This is a genomic window from Lysobacter sp. M2-1 (genome assembly GCF_022662495.1).
Classification (GTDB): domain Bacteria; phylum Pseudomonadota; class Gammaproteobacteria; order Xanthomonadales; family Xanthomonadaceae; genus JAKPBU01.
In genome coordinates, this window is the sequence record NZ_JAKPBU010000005.1 from 1 (window position 1) to 18,107 (window position 18,107).

Consider the following 18,107-nt stretch of genomic DNA (forward strand, 5'->3'; position numbering starts at 1 on the left):
TTGGTGTTGGGCCCCCCCCCCTCGGGGCCCCCCCCGCCGGGGGCCCGCCCCCCCCCCCCCCCCCCCCCCGCTCCTACAGTGGTCAGGCGGTGAGCGCGTAGATCACGATGTTCACCGCCAGCTTGGTGTTGTCCTCGGCCAGGAAACGCCGGTTGCGCCAGTCGTAGTCCCATTCGCAGCCATAGTCCTTGTTGCTGTAGAGCACGCCCAGGCGCCCGTCGATCTCGATGCCCTTGAGGTAGTCGTGCACCAGATCGTCGCCCCAGCCGTTGAGTTCGAACGTGGTCGCGGGCGGGCCGTCCTTGAAGGTGAAGAAACTTCGGTAGATGGCGTGGTCGTTAGGCAGCTTGCGCAACGCCTTCGGTCCGAAGATCGACGCCATCTGCGCCTCGAACGACTTCGCGAACAGACCGTCGATGTCGTGGTTGCAGTCGTCGACGAACACGAAACCGCCGTTGCGCACGTAGCGCTCGAAGTTGCGGCGCTCGGCCGGGTTGAATTCCACCAGCTTGTGCCCGGCCAGGTAGCAGAACGGCGCCTGCAGCATCTTCGGGTCGGCCAGCGCGACAACGCGCTCGTCCGGATCCACGCGCAGGCTGGTGTAGTCGATCAGCGAGGTGATCAGGTTCGAGGGCATGCGCTGGTCCACGTCCCAGTCGCCCGAGTCGTAGCGCAGCCGGGTGAACCAGAAGTCGTACTGCGCCGCGTGTACGGCCGGCAACGCGGCCGCTGCCGCGGCGCCCGCGATCAGGCGCAGCGCGTCGCGGCGGTTCATGTCGGATCCGCCCTCCCGCCGCCCAGCACGGGAGGGTGGCGGCGCGTCATCCGCTGCGGCGCGCCGGCATGGGTCACACCGCGTCCGACAGCGAGGTGAAGGTGAAATCGCGCAGCTTCATCGGCGGGATCATCATGGCGAAGTTGGATTCGTCGCCGCTGACCCGGATCGGCTTGCCGAATTCCTCGACGTTGTTGAGCATGATCACCGGCGATTCGTTGAAGCGGAAATTCTTCAGCGGGTACTTGATCTCGCCGTTCTCGATGTAGAACGTGCCGTCGCGGGTCAGGCCGGTGAGCAGCACCGTCTGCGGGTCGACCATGCGGATGTACCAGGTGCGGGTGACCAGGATGCCCTTGTCGGTCTCGCGCACCAGGTCGGCCGTCGACTTGGTGCCGCCGGACATGATCAGGTTGCCGGGCGTCGCGGTCTCGGGCTTGCCCTGCTTCTTGGCCCAGTAGCGCGAGTAGTTCAGCGCCGCGACCTTGCCCTTGTCGATGATCGGCATGCGCGTGCGCGGCAGGCCCTCGTCGTCCCACGGCTCCACCGGCACGTCCGCGTCCCACGGATCGGCCCACAGGCTCACGCGAGGGTCGTATACCTGCTCGCCGAGCTTGTTGCCGCCGCCTTTCTTCGACAGGAAGCTGCGGCCTTCGTCGGCCTGGCGCGCGTCGAAGAAGAACATCATGAACGAGACCAGGCCCGCGGCCGCATGCGGCTCCAGGATCACGGTGTACTTGCCGGGTTCCAGTGCCCTGGCGTTCGAGGACTCGCGCGCCTTGCGGGTGGCGATGGCGATCGCGTCGCCGGCGTCGAACTTGCCGATGTCGGTGACGTTGCGCCCGACCCAGCCCGATCCGCTGCCGTCCTCGGTGCGCACGGTGCAGGTGTAATCGGCGCTGGTGGAGGTCTGGTAGCCGAAATTGCCGTTGCTGTTGGCGAACGCGGTGAAGCTCTGCGCATCCTGCAGGAAGCCGGCGGCGATCAGATTGTCCTTCTTGGCGGCGGCGATGGAATCGGCCGCAATCCTGGCGCGGAATTCGGGCGTGATCGCGGCGGTGGCCGCGCTGAAGGTGTCGGTCGGCTTGTAGGTCTGTTTGCCGATGGCCGGCATGAACTCCGGGTTCTCCGGGGCCAGCCGCGCCAGGTCCTCGGCGCGACGCACAACGCGTTCGAGCGCGGCGTCGTCGAACTCATTGATCGTCGCCGTGCCGACACGCTTGCCGAAAGCGACCTGCACCGCAAGTTCGGTGTCGTCGACGATGCCGCTGGTGGACACGTTGTTGAGCGCGAAGCGGATGTTGCCCGCAGTGCTGCCGGTCAGCTGCGCGGTGCATTCGTCGGCCTTCGACAGCGCGACCACCTTGTCCAGGATGGCCTTGGCGCGCTCTTCGGTGAACATACCCATTGCGAATTCTCCAGAGAATAGAGGCCGGAAGTCAGCCGAGGCTGCGTGCGGTGTTGATGACGTTGATGCCGGTGAAGCGTGCGGTGCTGGCGCCGTGGGAAACCGCCGACACCTGCGAGGGCTGGCCCTTGCCGTCGAAGAACGAGCCGCCCAGGCGGTAGTCGCTACGGTCGCAGACCGACTTGCAGGCGTTCCAGAACTCGGGCGTGCGGATCTGGTAGGCCACGTCCTCGATCATGCGCGTGACCTTGCCGGCCTTAATCTCGTGGAACAGCTGCCCGCCGAACTGGGCGTTGTAGCGCTGCTGGTCGATCGAGTACGAGCCGCGGCCGACGATATAGATGCCGTCCTCGACGTCGGCCACCATCTGCGCGGGCGTGAGCGCCTGCTTGCCCGCTTCCAGCGACACGTTGGGCATGCGCTGGAACTGCACGCTGCTCCAGGAATCGGCGTAGGAGCAGCCTTGCGACGCATCCAGGCCGATGATGTGCGCCTGGTCGCGCGTGGCCTGATAGTTCACCAGGATGCCATCGCGGATCAGGTCCCAGCGCTGCGCAGGCACGCCCTCGTCGTCGAAGCCGACCGCGCCGAGCGAGTGCGGCTGGGTACGATCGGCGACGATGGTGACCTGGTCGCTGCCATAGCGGAAATCCTTGCCGCGCCACTTGTCGAGCGTGGCGAAGCTGGTGCCGGCGTAGTTGGCCTCGTAGCCGAGCACGCGGTCGAGCTCCAGCGGGTGGCCAACCGATTCGTGGATGGTCAGGAACAGGTGACTCGGATCGAGCACCAGGTCGTACTTGCCGGGCTTGACCGAAGGCGCCTTGAGCTTGGCCTGGGCGTCGCGCGCCGCGGCCACGGCGTCGGCGACGATGTCGTAGGACTGCGAATAGACGACCACGCCGCTGGGCAGCTCGACCCGGTGTTCCGGCCTGGCTTCGAGGAATTCGTAGCCCATCCCCATCGGCGAGGACAGGCCGTCGCGGGTCCGGAACTTGCCGCTGGCCTTGTCGACCGCGGTCGCGGTGAACGGCGCCCAGATGCGGTAGATGTCCTGGTCGACGTAGGAGCCGTCGGTCGAGGCGAAGTACTTTTGCTCGTTCACCTGGAACAGGTTCGAAGCGATGAAGCTGGCGCCGGCCTGCATGGCGGCGGCGTTGACCGACAGCAGCAGATCGACCTTGTCCTTGACCGGCACATCCATCGGATTGCGGCGGATCGGCGTGGCCCAGCGCACTTCGCCCACGCCCTTGGCCGGCGCGAGCTGCACCGGCGCGCCGCCGGTGCGGGCATTGGCCTTGGCGATGGCCAGCGCCTGCCGCGCGGCGCCGGCTACGGCGTCCTCGGTCAGCGTGTTGGTTGCGGCGAAGCCCCAGGCGCCATCCGCCAACACCCGCACGCCGATGCCGGTTGACTCGGTGTTGACGATGTTCTCGACCTTGTCCTCGCGGGTGTTGATGAACTGGCGCAGGTAACGGCCGATGCGCACGTCGCCGTAGGTCGCGCCACCGGACTTCGCCGCCGACAGGGCGGTATCGGCCAAACGCTTCTTGAGGCCTGCGTCGAGCTGCGAGACCAGCGCTTCGGCCGCCACCGCGCGCGAGAACGGCGGCAGCAGCAGGGAGCCGATGCCGACGCCCGAGCCGACGATGAAGTCGCGTCTGCGCATCAGCCGAGCGAGCGCGCGGTGTTGATCACGTTGATGCCGTTGAAGCGCGCGGTGCTCGATCCGTGCGAAACCGCCGACACCTGGCCGGGCTGTCCCTTGCCGTCGAAGAACGAACCGCCCATGCGGTAGTCGCTCTCGTCACACACGGCTGCGCACGCGTTCCAGAATTCCGGCGTACGGATCTGGTAGGCCACGTCCTCGATCTGCTGGGTGATCTTGCCGTCCTTGATCTCGTAGAACAGCTGGCCGCCGAACTGGGCGTTGTAGCGCTGCTGGTCGATCGAGAACGAGCCGTCGCCGATGATGTAGATGCCGTTCTCGACGTCCTTGATCAGGTCGGCGACGGACAGCTTCTGCTTGCCCGGAGCCAGCGACACGTTGGCCATGCGCTGGAACTGCACGCTGCTCCAGGAGTCGGCATAGCAGCAGCCGTCGGATTCGGTTTTGCCGAGGATGTGGGCCTGGTCGCGGATGGTCTGGTAATCGACCAGGATGCCGTCGCGGATCAGGTCCCAGCGCTTGGTCTTGACGCCCTCGTCGTCGTAGCCGACCCCGCCCAGGCTGCCCTTCTGGGTCTTGTCGGCGAAGATCGTGACCTCGTCGCTGCCATAGCGGAACTTGTCGCGGCGCTTGTCCAGGGTGGCGAAGCTGGTGCCGGCGTAGTTGGCCTCGTAGCCGAGCACGCGGTCGAGCTCGAGCGGGTGGCCGACCGATTCGTGGATGGTCAGCCAGGTGTGCGAGGGGTCGAGCACCAGGTCGTACTTGCCGGGCTTCACCGATGGCGCCTTGAGCTTGGCCTGCGCGTGTTTGGCAGCGGCGACGGCGTCTTCCTCCATGTCGTAGGACATGCCGTACACGACCACGCCATTGGGGAGGGTGGTCTTGCCGGCGGCCGTGCCGTCCAGGTACTCGTAGCCCATGCCCATCGGCGCCGACAGGCCGTCGCGGGTGCGGAACTTGCCGCTGGCCTGGTCGATCGCGGTGACCTCCAGCGGCGCCCAGATCCGGTGCACATCCTGGTCGATGTAGGAACCGTCGGTCGACGCGAAATACTTCTGCTCGTTGACCAGGAACAGGGTGGAATTGACGAAGTTGGCGCCGGCCTTGATCGCCGCGGCGTTGACGCCCAGCAGCAGGTCCACCTTGTCCTTGATCGGCACCGCCATCGCGTTCTTGACGATCGGCGTCTTCCAGCTCACCTCGCCGTAGCCCGGTGCCTTGGCGAACTGCACCGGCGCGGACTGGATCTTGGCATTGGCCTTGGCGATGGCCGCGGCCTGGCGCGCCGCATTGGCTACGCCGTCGGCGGTCAGCGCATTGGTGGCGGCGAAGCCCCAGGCGCCGTCGGCGATGACGCGTACGCCCACACCGGTGGATTCGGTGTTGACCACGTTCTGCACCTTGTCCTCGCGCGTGATCACGAACTGGCGCAGATAACGGCCGATGCGCACGTCGCAATAGCTGGCACCCGAGTCGCGGGCCGCACCCAGGGCCGCATCGGCAAGCGATTTCTTCATCGCCACATCGAGCGAGGACTCGAGCTCCTCTGCCGCGATCGCGCGGGTGAAGGCCGATGGAACGAGCAGGCCGCCGAACCCGATCCCGCCCAGCGCCAGGAATTGACGTCTATCCATCTGCCGATCTCCCCACAGAACTCGCGCGCTTGGAATGCAACCAGGCAGGGGACGGATCGCGCGAGGGACGCCGTACCACAGGCCAGTCCCGATTCTTGACGCGCGCCACGAGGTGGGTCAACAAACTAACGGCATACGGCCGCGACGGATTTCACCGGCGCCATCACGTTTCCGACGCTGCGGCGGCGACAAACGAAAACGGCGCCTTGCGGCGCCGTCGTCGGGAGATCCATCCGGAGACATGCGCCGCTTGGTGCATGTCTCCGGGAACGTGGTGGAGCGGAGGAGGATCGAACTCCCGACCTTCGCATTGCGAACGCGACGCTCTCCCAGCTGAGCTACCGCCCCACGAGGTTGCGCATTATACGGACGTGGATGCGGTGCGGCCAGACGGCAGCAGCGCGGCCAGCCGCGGTTCCAGCAGTGCGCGGCGCCAGCCCGCGAGCCCCGCGGGCCACTCGCCGTCGAGCAAGGGCTCGAGCCAGCGGCGCGAGGCGAGTACGCCGTCGGGCAGGCCGAGTTCGGCGCTCAGCGCAGCGACGGCATCCTGCAGCTTGCGCATCGCCTGCTTGTCGCGGTCCTCGCCGCGGATCGGCGGTGCGTCGTGCTCGTCGGGCAGCGGCGTGGTCAGCGCCTGCCACAGCGGTGCGCCCAGCTTGCGCGGCGCCTTGGGTTCGGCTTCGAGCCGCGCCTGCAGGGCCGCCGGATCGGCCGGCGGCGTGCGTGCGAGCGCCACCGCCAGTTCGTTGTCCAGGATCCAGCTGCGCGGCCGGTCGCTGTCCCTGGCATGGGCATCGCGCCAGCGCAGCAATCGCAGCAAGCGGTGCTGGCCGGCCGTGTCGAGGTACTGGGCCGCCCGCAGGGGCAGATGCGGCCAGCGCTCCAGCTCATCGCGTTCGGCGTTGGCGACCATGCGTGCGCAATCCTGCGCCAGCCAATCGCTGCGGCCCAGGGCCTGCAGCTGCGTGTCCAGGGCATCGTGCATGGCATGCAGATGCCGCACGTCGTCGGCTGCGTATTCGAGCTGCGAAGGCGACAGCGGGCGGCGCAGCCAGTCCGAGCGGGTCTCGCCCTTGGCCAGGACCACACCCTCGACCTGCTCCACCAGTTTCTGGTAACCGACACCGGCGCCGATCCCGGCCAGTGCGGCCGCGATCTGGGTATCGAACAGAGGTTGTGGCACCACGCCGCAGGCGTGCTTCAGCGCCACTAGGTCTTCGCTGGCGCTGTGCATGATCTTGAGGATGCCGGGCTCGACCAGCAGCGCCGTCAAGGCCTGGGTCATCCCCGGTGCCAGCGGATCGACCAGGAGCACGTCCAGCACACCATCGGCATCGCGCAGCGCGATCTGCACCAGGGCGAGCTTGGGCCAGTAGGTGCGTTCGCGGACGAATTCGGTATCCAGGCCGATGCGGGTCAGGGAGCTTCCGCGCGCAAGGCGGGCGGCAAGGTCGGCGGGTGTTTCGATCCAGTGGTACACGAAGTCGTTCGAGAAAGGACGGGAAGTTGCCGCATCCGGGCCCATAGCCTACCGTGCCGGTGCTCATGACCGGACACGCTTTGCTTCCCGACGGCCAGACACGGGGTCCGCGATGGCGCGCCGGCCTCACGGCATTGCTGGTCTTGTTGCTGGCGGCGTGCGGCGCAAGTCAGGATGCGGCGGCACCCGGCCGGCCGGCGCCGACCGACGGGCAAACCGGGGAAGGCCGCGCCAGCGTCACCATCAGCGGCGACGACCAGCTGGCGGACGCGCTGACCTGGCGCATCCCACCGGTCGAGCTCGCCGCCGAAGGCATCGGCGATGCCCGTCGGCGCGCGGACGCGGCGCTGGGCGAGGGCAGGCTGCACGAGGATGCGGACGCGGCCATTCCGCTGTACCTGGCGATTTTGCGCCTTGCGCCGGACGACGCGAGCGCGCGTCGCGGACTCGACCGCGCGTTGACGGCCCTGCTGCGTCGGGGCGACGAGCAGCTTGCGCTGGCGGGCGAAGACGACGCGGCCCTGCGTCAGGCGCATGCCCTGGCTGCGGTCGCGCGCACGGTCGCCGCGGAGGATGCGGAGGTACGCAGTTATCTGGAACGGGTCGACCTGGCCGACCGGCTGTGGGCGCTGAACGCGGCGGCGGAAGCCGACCTGCGTGACGGGCGCTATGGCGCGCAGGGAGGCGGTGCCCTCGCCGGATTCCGCGAAGCGCTGCGCCTGCAGCCGGATCAACCGCGGGCGCTGCAGGGCGTGGCAGCGGTGGAGAGCGGGTTGATCCGCAATGCCGAACTGGCGGCGGAACGCGGCGAATTCCAGGCGGCCGCACGCTGGATCGAGCTCGCGGCGCGCGTGCGCCCCGGCAGCGGGACCATCGCCGACGCGCGCGAGCGTGTGGAGGCCGTGCGGCGCGCGCGTATCGCGCAACTACGCGACGCGGGGCTAAGGGTGCTGCCCGAATACAACGGCGTGCGCAAGGCGCGCGACCAGCTGGCCGAGCTGCTGCGCATTGCAGAGCCGGGCGACCCCGCAGCGACCGAACTACGCACGCGGATCGACCTGGCGACGCACTATGGGCTGTTCCGGCCGGGCCAGGTCTTCACCGATGCGCTGCAAAACGGTGGTCGCGGCCCGCAGATGATCGTGGTGCCGCACGGCGCATTCCGCATGGGTGCCGAAGCCGACGCGATCGACGCGCAGGATTACGAAAAGCCGGCGCGCTACCTGCGGTTCGATCGCGGTTTCGCGATGTCGCGGCACGAAGTGACGGTCGGCGAGTTCAAACGCTACCTGGCCGCGACCGGCGCGCGCACGCGCGCGGCACGGCGCGGGTATTCGATGCCCTACGACGAACGCAGCGGCAACTTCGTGCGTCGCAGCCTGGTGGGCATCGGCTCGGACTACCTGGGGGGCGTGGCGGCAGACGATCTGCCGGTGCTGCACGTCAGCGCCGGCGATGCCGATGGTTACGTCAAATGGTTGTCGCAGCAGACCGGGCGCAACTATCGCCTGCCCAGCGAGGCCGAGTTCGAATACGCACTGCGCGCCGGCAACACCGGCCGCTATCCGTGGGGCAACGCCGCCGTTCCCCCGTCGCGTGCGGGCAACTTCACCGGCAGCCGCGACCGCTCGCCGGCCGGGCGCACCTGGGCCAACGCCTTTGCCGGCTACGGCGACGGGTATTGGGGACCTGCGCCGGTCGGCAGCTTTCGCGCCAACGCGTTCGGCCTGTACGACATGGCCGGCAACGTGAGCGAATGGGTCGCCGATTGCTGGCACGACGGTTACCGGCGCGCGCCCAAGGATGGCAAGGCCTGGTTCAATCCGGGCTGCAGGACCCGGGTGATCCGCGGCGGCTCCTGGGCCAGTGCGCCGAGCCAGCTGCGCTCGGTCTGGCGTGCACCGCTGGAGCGGGACGTCACCAACGCCCAGATCGGCTTCAGGGTCGTGCGGGATTTGTGAGCGGTCCCTACACAAGGGGTCATGCGAGCATTGCTGCCGGACCACCCATGCCAGCGGGGAGAAAGCGCAGATGCGACAAGATCCTTTCGGCCGCCAAGGCACGCCACGGCGCCGCGGCTTCAACCCGCGACTGCTGATCCTGGTGCTGTTCGCCGGTTATGCGGCCTATTACTGGTTCTCGAATCGCAGCACCGATCCGCTGACCGGCGAGCAGGTGGTGATCGACAGGAACATCACGCCCGAGGATGAAAAGGCGCTCGGCCTGCAGGCGTTCGAGGAAATTCTCCAGACCGAGCAGCCGGTCGACCCGAATTCGCAGATCGCCCGCCAGATCCGCGAAGTCGCGCAGCGCCTGATCGCCAAGGTGCCGCAGGTGACCGACGCCGTCGCCGCGGAGCACGGACAGGAACCTTCCGGCATCGAGCAGACGTTCGAGTGGGACGTGGCCGTGCTCAATTCGGAGCAGGCCAACGCGTTCTGCCTGCCCGGCGGAAAGATGGCGGTGTACACCGGCCTGGTACCGATCGCCCAGAATGCCGACGCCATGGCGGTGGTCATGGGCCACGAGATCTCGCACGCGCTGATGCGCCACGGCGCCCAGCGCATGACCCGCGGCAAGCTGGAACAACTCGGACAGATGGCGGGCATGGCCAGCGGCATGGACGCGGGCACGATGCAGGCGGTGATGTCGGCCTACGGCTACGGCAGCGCGCTGCCGTACGCGCGCAGCCAGGAATCGCAGGCAGACGAACTGGGCCTGATGCTGGCGGCGGCGGCCTGCTACAACCCGCAGGAAGCGATCCCGCTGTGGGAACGCATGAGCCAGATGAGCGGCGGGCAGAATCCGCCCGAATTCGCCTCCACTCATCCGAGCGCGGGCACGCGCATCGAGCATCTGCAATCGCTGATGCCGCGGGCGATGGAGTATCGGGCGAAGTTCTGTGCGGGTGCCAGTCAGTAGTCTGACGGGTCTGTTTGCTGCGACTTTGGTTGGTAAGTCGAGCACCAATGGATCTAACGCGTCCCGCGCGGACGGGGGGCGCTGGTGGTGCGTTCCTGTTAAGGCCAAAACCGGCTGCCCTTTGGGAGCAGAGCTTTCGCCTGCCGGCGAGTTACTTTTCTTTGCTGGTGCAAAGAAAAGTAACCAAAAGAAAGCACCTTCCTCGTGACGTCAAACCCGCTCATGGGATGTGCGGTGTCGTCGCCATTTTCGCAGCGGACATCCATGTCCGCTCCGAAAACGGCCGGCATCCATGCCGGCCGCCCTCCGGGTGTCCGGATGCGGATCGCACGCGAAGCCTCGAGAAGATCAAAGGCTAAAGGTCCAGGCAGTCAGGTGCGGGCGCGGTCTGGCGCCGACGGTCCATGCCTTTGACTTTCCTGGTCCCGCAGTAGCTGCCAGCACCCGGAAACCCCGAAGGGGCGGCGGCCATGGATGGCCGCCGTTTTCGGATCGAGCCAGGGATGGCGAGTCCGAAAATTGCTTCGCCATCCACATCCCTTGAGCGATCTGGATCCACTGAGGTGCTTTCTTTGCTTACTTTCTTTGCACCAGCAAAGAAAGTAAGTCGCCGCAGGCGAAAGCCCTGCTTCTAAGGATGCTTATTCGGAGCCTACGGAACCCAAAGGTAACGTCCTTGGGTCTTCGCCTGCGCGGGGATGACGGAAATGGGAGTCGCTGCCTCGATGAATCTTGAACGCCGCGTTCGAGCGACACGCGCGGCGTCAGAAACTCATGAACAACCCGCCGTTGACTGGCACGTTCGCACCGGTAATGAAGCCGGCATCGTCCGCGGTGAGAAACTCCACCGTGCGCGCGATTTCCGAAGGCTTCCCGAGCCTGCCGACCGGCACCTTCTCCACGATGCCCCGGCGGATTTCCTCGGGCATCGCCATCACCAGTGCGGTTTCGCAATAGCCTGGAGAAACCGAGTTGACGGTCACGCCTTTGCGTGCGACCTCGCGTGCCAGGGCCATGCTGAAGCCGTGCATGCCGGCCTTGGCCGCGGAGTAGTTGGTCTGACCGAACTGGCCGGTCTGGCCGTTGACCGAGCTGATGTTCACGATCCGCCCAAAGCTGCGGTCCATCATTCCTTCGACCGCGTGCCGGCACATGTGGAACACGCTGTCCAAGTTGACGTTCATGACCGCATCCCATTGCACCCGGTCCATCTTGCGCAGGGTGGTGTCGCGGGTGATGCCGGCCGCGTTGACCAGGATGTCCAGGCTGCCGTGTTCGCCTTCGACCTTGCGTACCAGCGCTGCGCAGGCCTCGAAGTCGGATACGTCGACGGCTTCGAAATGGATGTCGTGGCCATCGACCGCGGCGTGGAAGTCGGCGATGCGCTCTTCGCGACTGCCCAGGTCGGCGGCCACCACTCGGCGGCCGGCGCGTGCCAGCGCGATGCAGATGTCCGTGCCCAGGCCGCCGATGCCGCCAGTCACGACGGCCACGCGCTTGGTCATGCGTTGTTCCCCTGTATGCGGATTACGCGCGCAGCAGCGCGCGCCTGAAAGAAGGCGACGTCCAATGGGGCGGTATTACTTGGTTTCGGGCTTGGTCGCGCCGGGCTTGCCGGGCGCTACCGGGCGGCCCATGCCGCCGATCAGGTTCTGCTGGAATTCCTTCCACAGTTCCAGGTTGCGCTCGGTGAGCTGGTTCATCATGGTCCAGGGCGACTGGCCGAGCACGCCGCCCATCTGTCGGCGGAACTGGTCCTGCTGATCCAGGAACATCTGCATGCTGCGTTCCAGGTAGCTGCCCATGAACCCCTGCAGCGAGTCGCCGTAGAAACGGATGATCTGGCTGAGCAGCTGGGTCGACAGCATCGGCTGGCCGTCGCCTTCGTGCTCGGAAATGATCTGCAGCAATACCTGGCGGGTGAGGTCCTCGCCGGTCTTCGCGTCGCGCACCTCGAACTCCTCGCCATCGACGATCAGCTGGCGCACGTCCTCGATGGTGATGTAGCTGGAGATCTCGGTGTCGTAGAGCCGACGGTTCGGATATTTCTTGATCACGCGGGTCGCAGTCATGGAGCAAAGACTCTAGCGATGCTGGGGCGCAGCATGGCGCAGTGCAGCACCGCTTGCAACAGGGGCCCCGTCCCGTAATCGCTGAATGGCGCCACTGCCGGCGACGGTCCGGCCGCGTGGCGGCCCCTACCAGCCCATGTACTGGCCGCCGTTCGCCGACAGGTTGGCGCCGGTGATCCAGCTGGCCTCGTCCGGGATGAAGAAAGACACCGCGTATGCGATTTCCTCGGGCGTACCCAGCCTTCCGGTCGGGATCTGGGCCACGATCTTCTCGCGCACCGCCTCGGGCACGGCCATCACCATGTCGGTGCCGATGTAGCCCGGGGACACCGTATTGACGGTGATGCCGAACTTCGCGTTCTCCTGGGCCAGGGAGATGGTGAAGCCGTGCATGCCGGCCTTGGCGGCGGCATAGTTGGCCTGGCCGTACTGGCCCTTCTGGCCGTTGATCGAACTGATCTGGATGATCCGGCCCCATTTGCGTTCGCGCATGCCCTCGATGACCGGCCGGGTCACGTTGAACACCGAGTTGAGGTTGGTGTTGATGACCTCCTGCCACTGCTGCGCGGTCATCTTGTGGAAGGTGCTGTCGCGGGTGATGCCTGCGTTGTTGATCAGGATGTCGACCGGTCCCAGCTGTCGTTCGACCTCGCGGACCATCGCCTCGGCCTCCTCCGGCGTGGACACATCGCCCTTCGCGATCGCCACGTCGTAGCCGGCTTCCTTCATATGCCCCTGCCAGGCGCGACCCTTCTCTTCGTTGCGGTAATTGGTCGCGACGCGGTGGCCCTGGTCGGCGAGCTTCTTGACGATGGCGGTGCCGATGCCGCCGGTGCCGCCGGTGACCAGTGCGATGCGAGAAGTCATGTCGTTCCCTCCGGAATATCGGGCGATTCTAGACACCGGAGATGACATCGGCGTTGTGCAGCGCGGCGAGCGGGATCGCATGCCGGGGAATGCGGGCCGGCTCGAAGCGTTCAACCGCAGCGCGCAGCAGCGCGTCGATGCTGCCCGCGTCCGCCACCTTTGCAGACGGCTGGCCAAGCGCACGCCAGGCAGTACGCAGAGCGGGCAACGGGTCGCCTGGATCGACCGGCAGCGCCGCCGCCGACTTGGACAGCTTGCGCCCGTCCTCGTCCAGCACCAGCGGCAGGTGCGCATAGCGCGGCGTGGGCAGGCCCAGCAGCCGCTGAAGATGGATCTGGCGTGGGGTGGAGTCGAGCAGGTCGCCACCGCGCACCACATCGGTGACGCCCTGGTCGGCATCGTCCACCACCACCGCCAGCTGGTAGGCCCACAGGCCGTCGCTGCGGCGCAGGATGACATCGCCGGCCTGGCGCCCGACGTCCTGCGAGAACCGACCCTGGACCAGATCGTCGAAGCCCACCCGGGTGCCGTCGCCGATCCGCAGGCGGATCGCCGGATCGGAGCGCTGCGCTCCGGCGACGCATGCGCGGTGGATGCCGCCTTCGCCGACGAGATCGGCGCGGCTGCAATGGCATTCGAACGCATGGCCGGAAGCCAGCAGCCGGTCCAGCGCGGTGCGATAGAGCCCGTGCCGCGCGCTCTGCCGGACGACTGGGCCATCGGGCACGAGGCCGAATCCGGTCAAGGCGCGAAGCTGTTGCGCGGCCGCCCCGGCGATCTCGCGGGGTGGGTCGAGGTCTTCGATCCGCACCAGCCATTCGCCGCCGGCCTGGCGCGCAAGCAGCCAGCTGCCGAACGCGGCCAGCAGCGAGCCGAAGTGCAGCGGCCCGGTGGGCGAGGGCGCGAAGCGTCCGCGGTAAGGGGCAGGGTCGGTATTCATCGCTTGAATTTAACCGCGGGTTGCCACACTAATGTCTGGTCCGCGCGTGGTGCGCGGTTATGGAATCGTCCATGTTCAAGCGTGTCGGTTTGTTCCTGCTCACCAATCTGGCGGTCCTGGCCCTGGTCAGCGTCGTCATGTCGATTCTCGGCGTGAACCCGCAGCAATTCGGCGGCCTGCTGATCTTCGCGGCCCTGTTCGGCTTCGGCGGCGCCTTCTTCTCGCTGTTCATATCCAAGTGGATGGCCAAGCGCGCGACCGGCGCCCACGTCATCGAGACCCCGCGCAACGAGGCGGAGCAGTGGCTGCTGTCCACCGTGCAACGCCAGGCCCAGGCCGCCGGGATCGGCATGCCCGAAGTGGCCATCTACGATGCGCCGGAGATCAACGCCTTCGCCACCGGTGCCAACCGCAACAAGGCGCTGGTGGCGGTGTCGACCGGCCTGTTGCGGGCGATGGACCGCGACGAGGCCGAGGCCGTGCTCGGCCACGAGGTGAGCCACGTGGCGAACGGCGACATGGTGACCATGGCCCTGCTGCAGGGCGTGCTGAACACCTTCGTGATCGTGCTTGCACGCGTGGTCGGGCGGGTGATCGACGGCTATCTGAGCGGCGGCCGCGACGGCCCGGGCCTGGGCTATTACGCCATCGTGTTCGTCCTGGACATGGTGTTCGGGCTGTTTGCCTCGATGATCGCGATGTGGTTCTCGCGCCATCGCGAGTTCCGCGCCGACGCCGGCGGGGCCGCGCTGGCCGGCAAGCCGAAGATGATCGCCGCGCTCGAACGCCTGGCCCAGACCTATGGCGAGAGCACCCTGCCCAAGCAGGTCGCCGCGTTCGGCATCAGCGGAGGCGTCGGCACTGGTCTGAAGCGCCTGTTGATGAGCCACCCGCCGCTGGAAGAGCGCATCGCCGCGCTGCGCAACGCCACGCCCGACATGCACGATGTGCGCCAGGGCGTGGTGGCCTGATCGCCGCACGGCGACCTTGATACCTGCGTAAGCTGGGCCCGCCGCAGGCGGGCCCGGCTTCATCTGTGTCCGGATCAACGGGCGGAGCGCAGCCTCATTCGAAGTCGTAATTCATTGCCGGCCCGGCCGGCGCCAGGAAATCGCCCTGCACGTAGTCGATTCCGGCGTTGAACAGGATCGACATGCTGGCCGCGTCCTGGACTTCCTCGGCGACGCTGCGGATGCCCGCCTCGCGGCAGCGTTCGCCGATTTCCTGGACCCGCTGCTGGTTGCCCGGATTCTTCGGCAGGTCCAGGGTGAAGCTGCGGTCGAGCCTGACGAAGGCCGGGCTCAGGTGCACGAGCAGCTGCGAGGAGTCCAGGCCGGCACCGAATTCCTCCAGTCCCACGCGGCAGCCCAGTGCACCCACGGCCGCGCTGAACGCCTGGGCGGCGCGCAACTGGGTAAAGACCTTGGCCTCCGATACGGTGAGCACCAGCCGATGGCCGGGTACGCCATGCGTCGACAGGGCCTTGCCCAGGTGCACGATCAGGGCGTCGTCGGCGAGTGAAGCCTGGCTGATCTTGACCATCAGCGTCACCGGTTTTCCGGAACGTTCGCATGCACCCAGTTCGGCCACGGCGCGGCCCACCACCCAACGGTCGATCTGCGCCATCAGGCCGTGCTCTTCAGCCAGCGGCAGGAAGGTGCCCGGGGCGATGGTTTCGCCATCGGCGGACCGCAGCCGGATCCGGGCCTCGTACATGGGATCGGGCTCGCCCCGCAGGCTGATCACCGGCTGGTAATGCAGGAGGAATTCGTCGTCGGCCAGCGCCTGATGGAGGCGTTCGACCCAGGCCTGGATGCGCTCGTCCTCGGCCCGGTCGGTGGCGCTGGGATCGAAGATCTCGTAGCGGTTTCCGCCCACGCCGAGCGCGGATTGCAGGCCCTGATGGGCCTTGGCCAGCACCTGGGTGACGCTGGCGATGCGCTCGCCGATCTGCACGCCGCCGATGCTCACGCTGATGGCGCTGCTGTGCCCACCGATCGTGATGACGTTGCCGAACGCTTCGCGCAGCCGTTCGGCCAGGGCGCTGGTCGCGACATGATCGGAACCGCGCAGCAGGATGGCCAGGGTGTGCTCGCCGAAGCGGGCGGCAAGTGTGTCGGGATGCGCGTCGAGCACGGTCCGCAGGCGTTGCGCCAGCGCCGTGACGATGGCATCGGCCGAATCCAGGCCGATGTCCTGCAGCAGCCTCTGGTAGTGGTCCGGCTCGACCAGCAGCAGGCCGTGGGTGCCCCGGTTCTGCGCGGCGTCGGACACCGCGTCCTCGAGCGAGCGCAGGAAGGTCGGGCGGTTGAGCAGCCCGGTGACCTGGTCGCGCTGGCGCAGCTCCTCGACCTCGCGCGCGAGTTCCGGGTCCAGTTCCTGGCGGCGGAAGACCACCTGCAGGCAGGGCTCGCCCTCGTACATCGCCGGGGTGAATTCCATCGTCGCCGGGAACGGTTCGCCTTGGGCGTCGCGCGCCTCGAGTTCGTAGCGGGCCGGCGGCGGCTCGCCGCGGCTGAGCGATTTGAGCAGGCGCTTGAAGCCTTCCACGTGCTGCGAGGCCACCAGGTCCAGCAGCGACATGCCCTCGACGTCGGCGAAGCTGTCGAAGCCGAACATCTCCAGGTAGGCCGGGTTGGCGCGGATATGCATGCCTTCGTGCACGTAGGCGATGGGATCGCGCGAAGACTCGATCAGCGCATCGCAGCGGCGCTCGGTCTCGCGCACCTGCGCGTCCAGCCTGCGCAGCGCGCGACGGGTTTCCAGGTCTTCCCACTCCAGCCGGATGCTGCGCAGCAGCTGGGCGGGTTCGCTGCGCAGCCCCACGCGGCGGGCCCCCGAGTTGTAGACCTGGGCCGCGCGCGGCGCGTCGACTTCGTCCATCAACCCGACGATCGGGATGTCCTTGTCGCTGGACGCCACTGCACGCATCACTTCGGCCAACGGGATACTGGTTGCGCTGTCGGAGGCCAGAACCAGGTCCACGGCCTGTTCGGCCAGCATCGTGGCCAGCTCGTCCGGATCCGTCGGCCGCAGCGGACGCACCGCCACGCCGTTGTTGCGCAGGGCACTGACGATGGCCTCGGCGTCCTCGACGTTGTCGTCGACGATCAGCAATCGAAGCGCGGATTCGGCACTGCTCTGCATGCGGGGCTGCGGTCCGGTGAAGATTGCGTTATGCCACGAGGCCTTGGTGCGCGTCCAATGGCGGGCAGCGGTATCGGCTCAGAGCGGACGCTTGCCGGGATCGCCTGCCACCTCGCGCACCAGTCTGGGCACCAGGTAGCCTGACAGCCTGGCTGCGAGCGCCGCGTGCAGGGCGCGCGCGGTGGTGTCGTCCACCTCGAAATGCGCTGACCCGGCGACGCGGTCGAGCTGATGCAGATAGTAGGGGAGCACGCCGGCGGCATGGCCGCGTTCGCTGAGCGCGGCCAGCGCGTCCACGGAGTCGTTGACGCCGCGAAGCAGCACGGCCTGGTTCAGCACCAGCACGCCCGCGCTGCGCAGGCTGGCCATCGCCGCGTCCACCTCGGCGGTCCACTCGTTGGCATGGTTGGCATGCACGACCACGGTCACCGGCCAGGGCAGGGCGCGCAGCCAGGCGACCAGCTCGGCGTCCACGCGCTCGGGCAGCACGATCGGCAGCCGCGTGTGCACGCGTAGCCGTTTCAGATGGGCAATGCGCTGCAGCGCATCGGTCAGCTGGGCGAGCTTGGACGTGGCAAGCGCGAGCGGATCCCCTCCCGACAGGATCACCTCGTCCACGCCGGGGTCAGCGCGCAGCGCCGCGATCGCGTTCTGCCAGCCGTCGCGCGCGGCGGTTTCCGCGGCGTAGGGAAAGTGGCGGCGGAAACAGTAGCGGCAGTGGATCGCGCAGCTGCCGGTGGCGATCAGCAGTGCGCGCCCGTTGTACTTGCGGATCAGTCCGTCGCCGGCCCTGGCGGCCATGTCGCCCACCGCATCCAGGTCGAAACCGGGCACGATCCGCTCTTCGTCGTCGAGCGGCAGTACCTGCCGCAGCAGCGGGTCGTGCGGATCGCCATGACGCATGCGCGCCACAAATCCGCGCGGCACCCGCAGCGGGAAGTGCGCCGCAGCCTGGTCCGAAATGCGCGGGGCCAGGGCTTCCAGCCCCAGCATCGCGAGCAGCTCGCGCGGGTCGCGAACGGCTTCGCGCCAGTGCTGCTGCCAGCGGGAAGCGGCTTGCGCAAGGGGCGCAACCGTGTCCTCCGGCTGCAGCCGGATGGGGGCAGCAGGTATCATGTCGGGCTTGAGTTGTGCCGGCCGCGCCGGAATTCCAGAACCTTCCCATTCTAGCCGCCCGCGCGCGGCCTTCAGCAGGA

Annotated in this window: 14 protein-coding genes and 1 tRNA gene; 3 read left to right on the plus strand and 12 right to left on the minus strand. The window is 67.5% G+C overall.

The genetic code is table 11. The features are described 5' to 3' along the window. Positions 1-82: 82 nt before the first annotated feature. The 6 genes from MC375_RS10930 to rnd form a co-directional block, all read right to left on the minus strand. Positions 83-775 carry a DUF4159 domain-containing protein gene (locus tag MC375_RS10930; protein ID WP_242103435.1) on the minus strand — a complete coding sequence of 231 codons (693 nt, stop codon included), beginning with the start codon at positions 773-775 and terminating at the stop codon, positions 83-85. A gap of 73 nt (positions 776-848) precedes the next feature. Beyond that, complete coding sequence (locus MC375_RS10935; protein WP_242103436.1) at positions 849-2,183, minus strand: TldD/PmbA family protein; 1,335 nt, start codon at positions 2,181-2,183, stop codon at positions 849-851. Positions 2,184-2,214: 31 nt separating this feature from the next. Continuing rightward, positions 2,215-3,849 (minus strand): TldD/PmbA family protein, encoded by a 1,635-nt coding sequence (locus MC375_RS10940; protein ID WP_242103437.1) that lies wholly within the window; start codon positions 3,847-3,849, stop codon positions 2,215-2,217. Further along, positions 3,849-5,483, minus strand: a complete 1,635-nt coding sequence (locus tag MC375_RS10945) for a TldD/PmbA family protein (protein WP_242103438.1) — start codon at positions 5,481-5,483, stop codon at positions 3,849-3,851. Before MC375_RS10945 ends, MC375_RS10940 begins: the two co-directional genes overlap by 1 nt. Positions 5,484-5,755: 272 nt before the next feature. Further along, positions 5,756-5,831, minus strand: a tRNA-Ala gene (locus MC375_RS10950). A 13-nt stretch (positions 5,832-5,844) separates the two neighbouring features. Continuing rightward, positions 5,845-6,963: a ribonuclease D gene (gene rnd, locus MC375_RS10955; protein ID WP_242103439.1), complete on the minus strand. Its 1,119-nt coding sequence runs from the start codon at positions 6,961-6,963 to the stop codon at positions 5,845-5,847. A gap of 65 nt (positions 6,964-7,028) precedes the next feature. Between rnd and MC375_RS10960 the strand changes: the two genes are divergently transcribed. Both MC375_RS10960 and MC375_RS10965 read left to right on the plus strand, forming a co-directional pair. Then, positions 7,029-8,924, plus strand: coding sequence for a formylglycine-generating enzyme family protein (locus MC375_RS10960; RefSeq protein WP_242103440.1), 1,896 nt, complete (start codon positions 7,029-7,031; stop codon positions 8,922-8,924). A 70-nt stretch (positions 8,925-8,994) separates the two neighbouring features. Then, positions 8,995-9,885 carry a M48 family metallopeptidase gene (locus tag MC375_RS10965; protein ID WP_242103441.1) on the plus strand — a complete coding sequence of 297 codons (891 nt, stop codon included), beginning with the start codon at positions 8,995-8,997 and terminating at the stop codon, positions 9,883-9,885. 764 nt (positions 9,886-10,649) lie between these two features. Here MC375_RS10965 and phbB (MC375_RS10970) read toward each other — a convergent pair. The 4 genes from phbB (MC375_RS10970) to gluQRS all read right to left on the minus strand — a co-directional run bounded on the left by phbB (MC375_RS10970) (position 10,650) and on the right by gluQRS (position 13,764). Beyond that, on the minus strand, positions 10,650-11,390 hold the full coding sequence (gene phbB / locus MC375_RS10970) for an acetoacetyl-CoA reductase (protein WP_242103442.1): 741 nt from the start codon (positions 11,388-11,390) through the stop codon (positions 10,650-10,652). 75 nt (positions 11,391-11,465) lie between these two features. Further along, positions 11,466-11,957, minus strand: a complete 492-nt coding sequence (gene phaR / locus MC375_RS10975) for a polyhydroxyalkanoate synthesis repressor PhaR (RefSeq protein WP_242103443.1) — start codon at positions 11,955-11,957, stop codon at positions 11,466-11,468. A 126-nt stretch (positions 11,958-12,083) separates the two neighbouring features. Beyond that, complete coding sequence (gene phbB, locus MC375_RS10980) at positions 12,084-12,824, minus strand: acetoacetyl-CoA reductase (RefSeq protein ID WP_242103444.1); 741 nt, start codon at positions 12,822-12,824, stop codon at positions 12,084-12,086. Positions 12,825-12,852: 28 nt separating this feature from the next. After that, positions 12,853-13,764 carry a tRNA glutamyl-Q(34) synthetase GluQRS gene (gene gluQRS, locus MC375_RS10985; protein WP_242103445.1) on the minus strand — a complete coding sequence of 304 codons (912 nt, stop codon included), beginning with the start codon at positions 13,762-13,764 and terminating at the stop codon, positions 12,853-12,855. A gap of 71 nt (positions 13,765-13,835) precedes the next feature. On the opposite strand from gluQRS, the gene htpX reads away from it, so the two are divergent. Continuing rightward, positions 13,836-14,735 (plus strand): protease HtpX, encoded by a 900-nt coding sequence (gene htpX / locus MC375_RS10990; RefSeq protein ID WP_242103446.1) that lies wholly within the window; start codon positions 13,836-13,838, stop codon positions 14,733-14,735. Between the two features lie 94 nt (positions 14,736-14,829). On the opposite strand, the gene MC375_RS10995 is transcribed toward htpX, so the two are convergent. Then, complete coding sequence (locus tag MC375_RS10995; protein WP_242103447.1) at positions 14,830-16,911, minus strand: EAL domain-containing protein; 2,082 nt, start codon at positions 16,909-16,911, stop codon at positions 14,830-14,832. A 78-nt stretch (positions 16,912-16,989) separates the two neighbouring features. After that, complete coding sequence (gene epmB, locus MC375_RS11000) at positions 16,990-18,027, minus strand: EF-P beta-lysylation protein EpmB (RefSeq protein ID WP_242103448.1); 1,038 nt, start codon at positions 18,025-18,027, stop codon at positions 16,990-16,992. Positions 18,028-18,107: the final 80 nt, after the last annotated feature.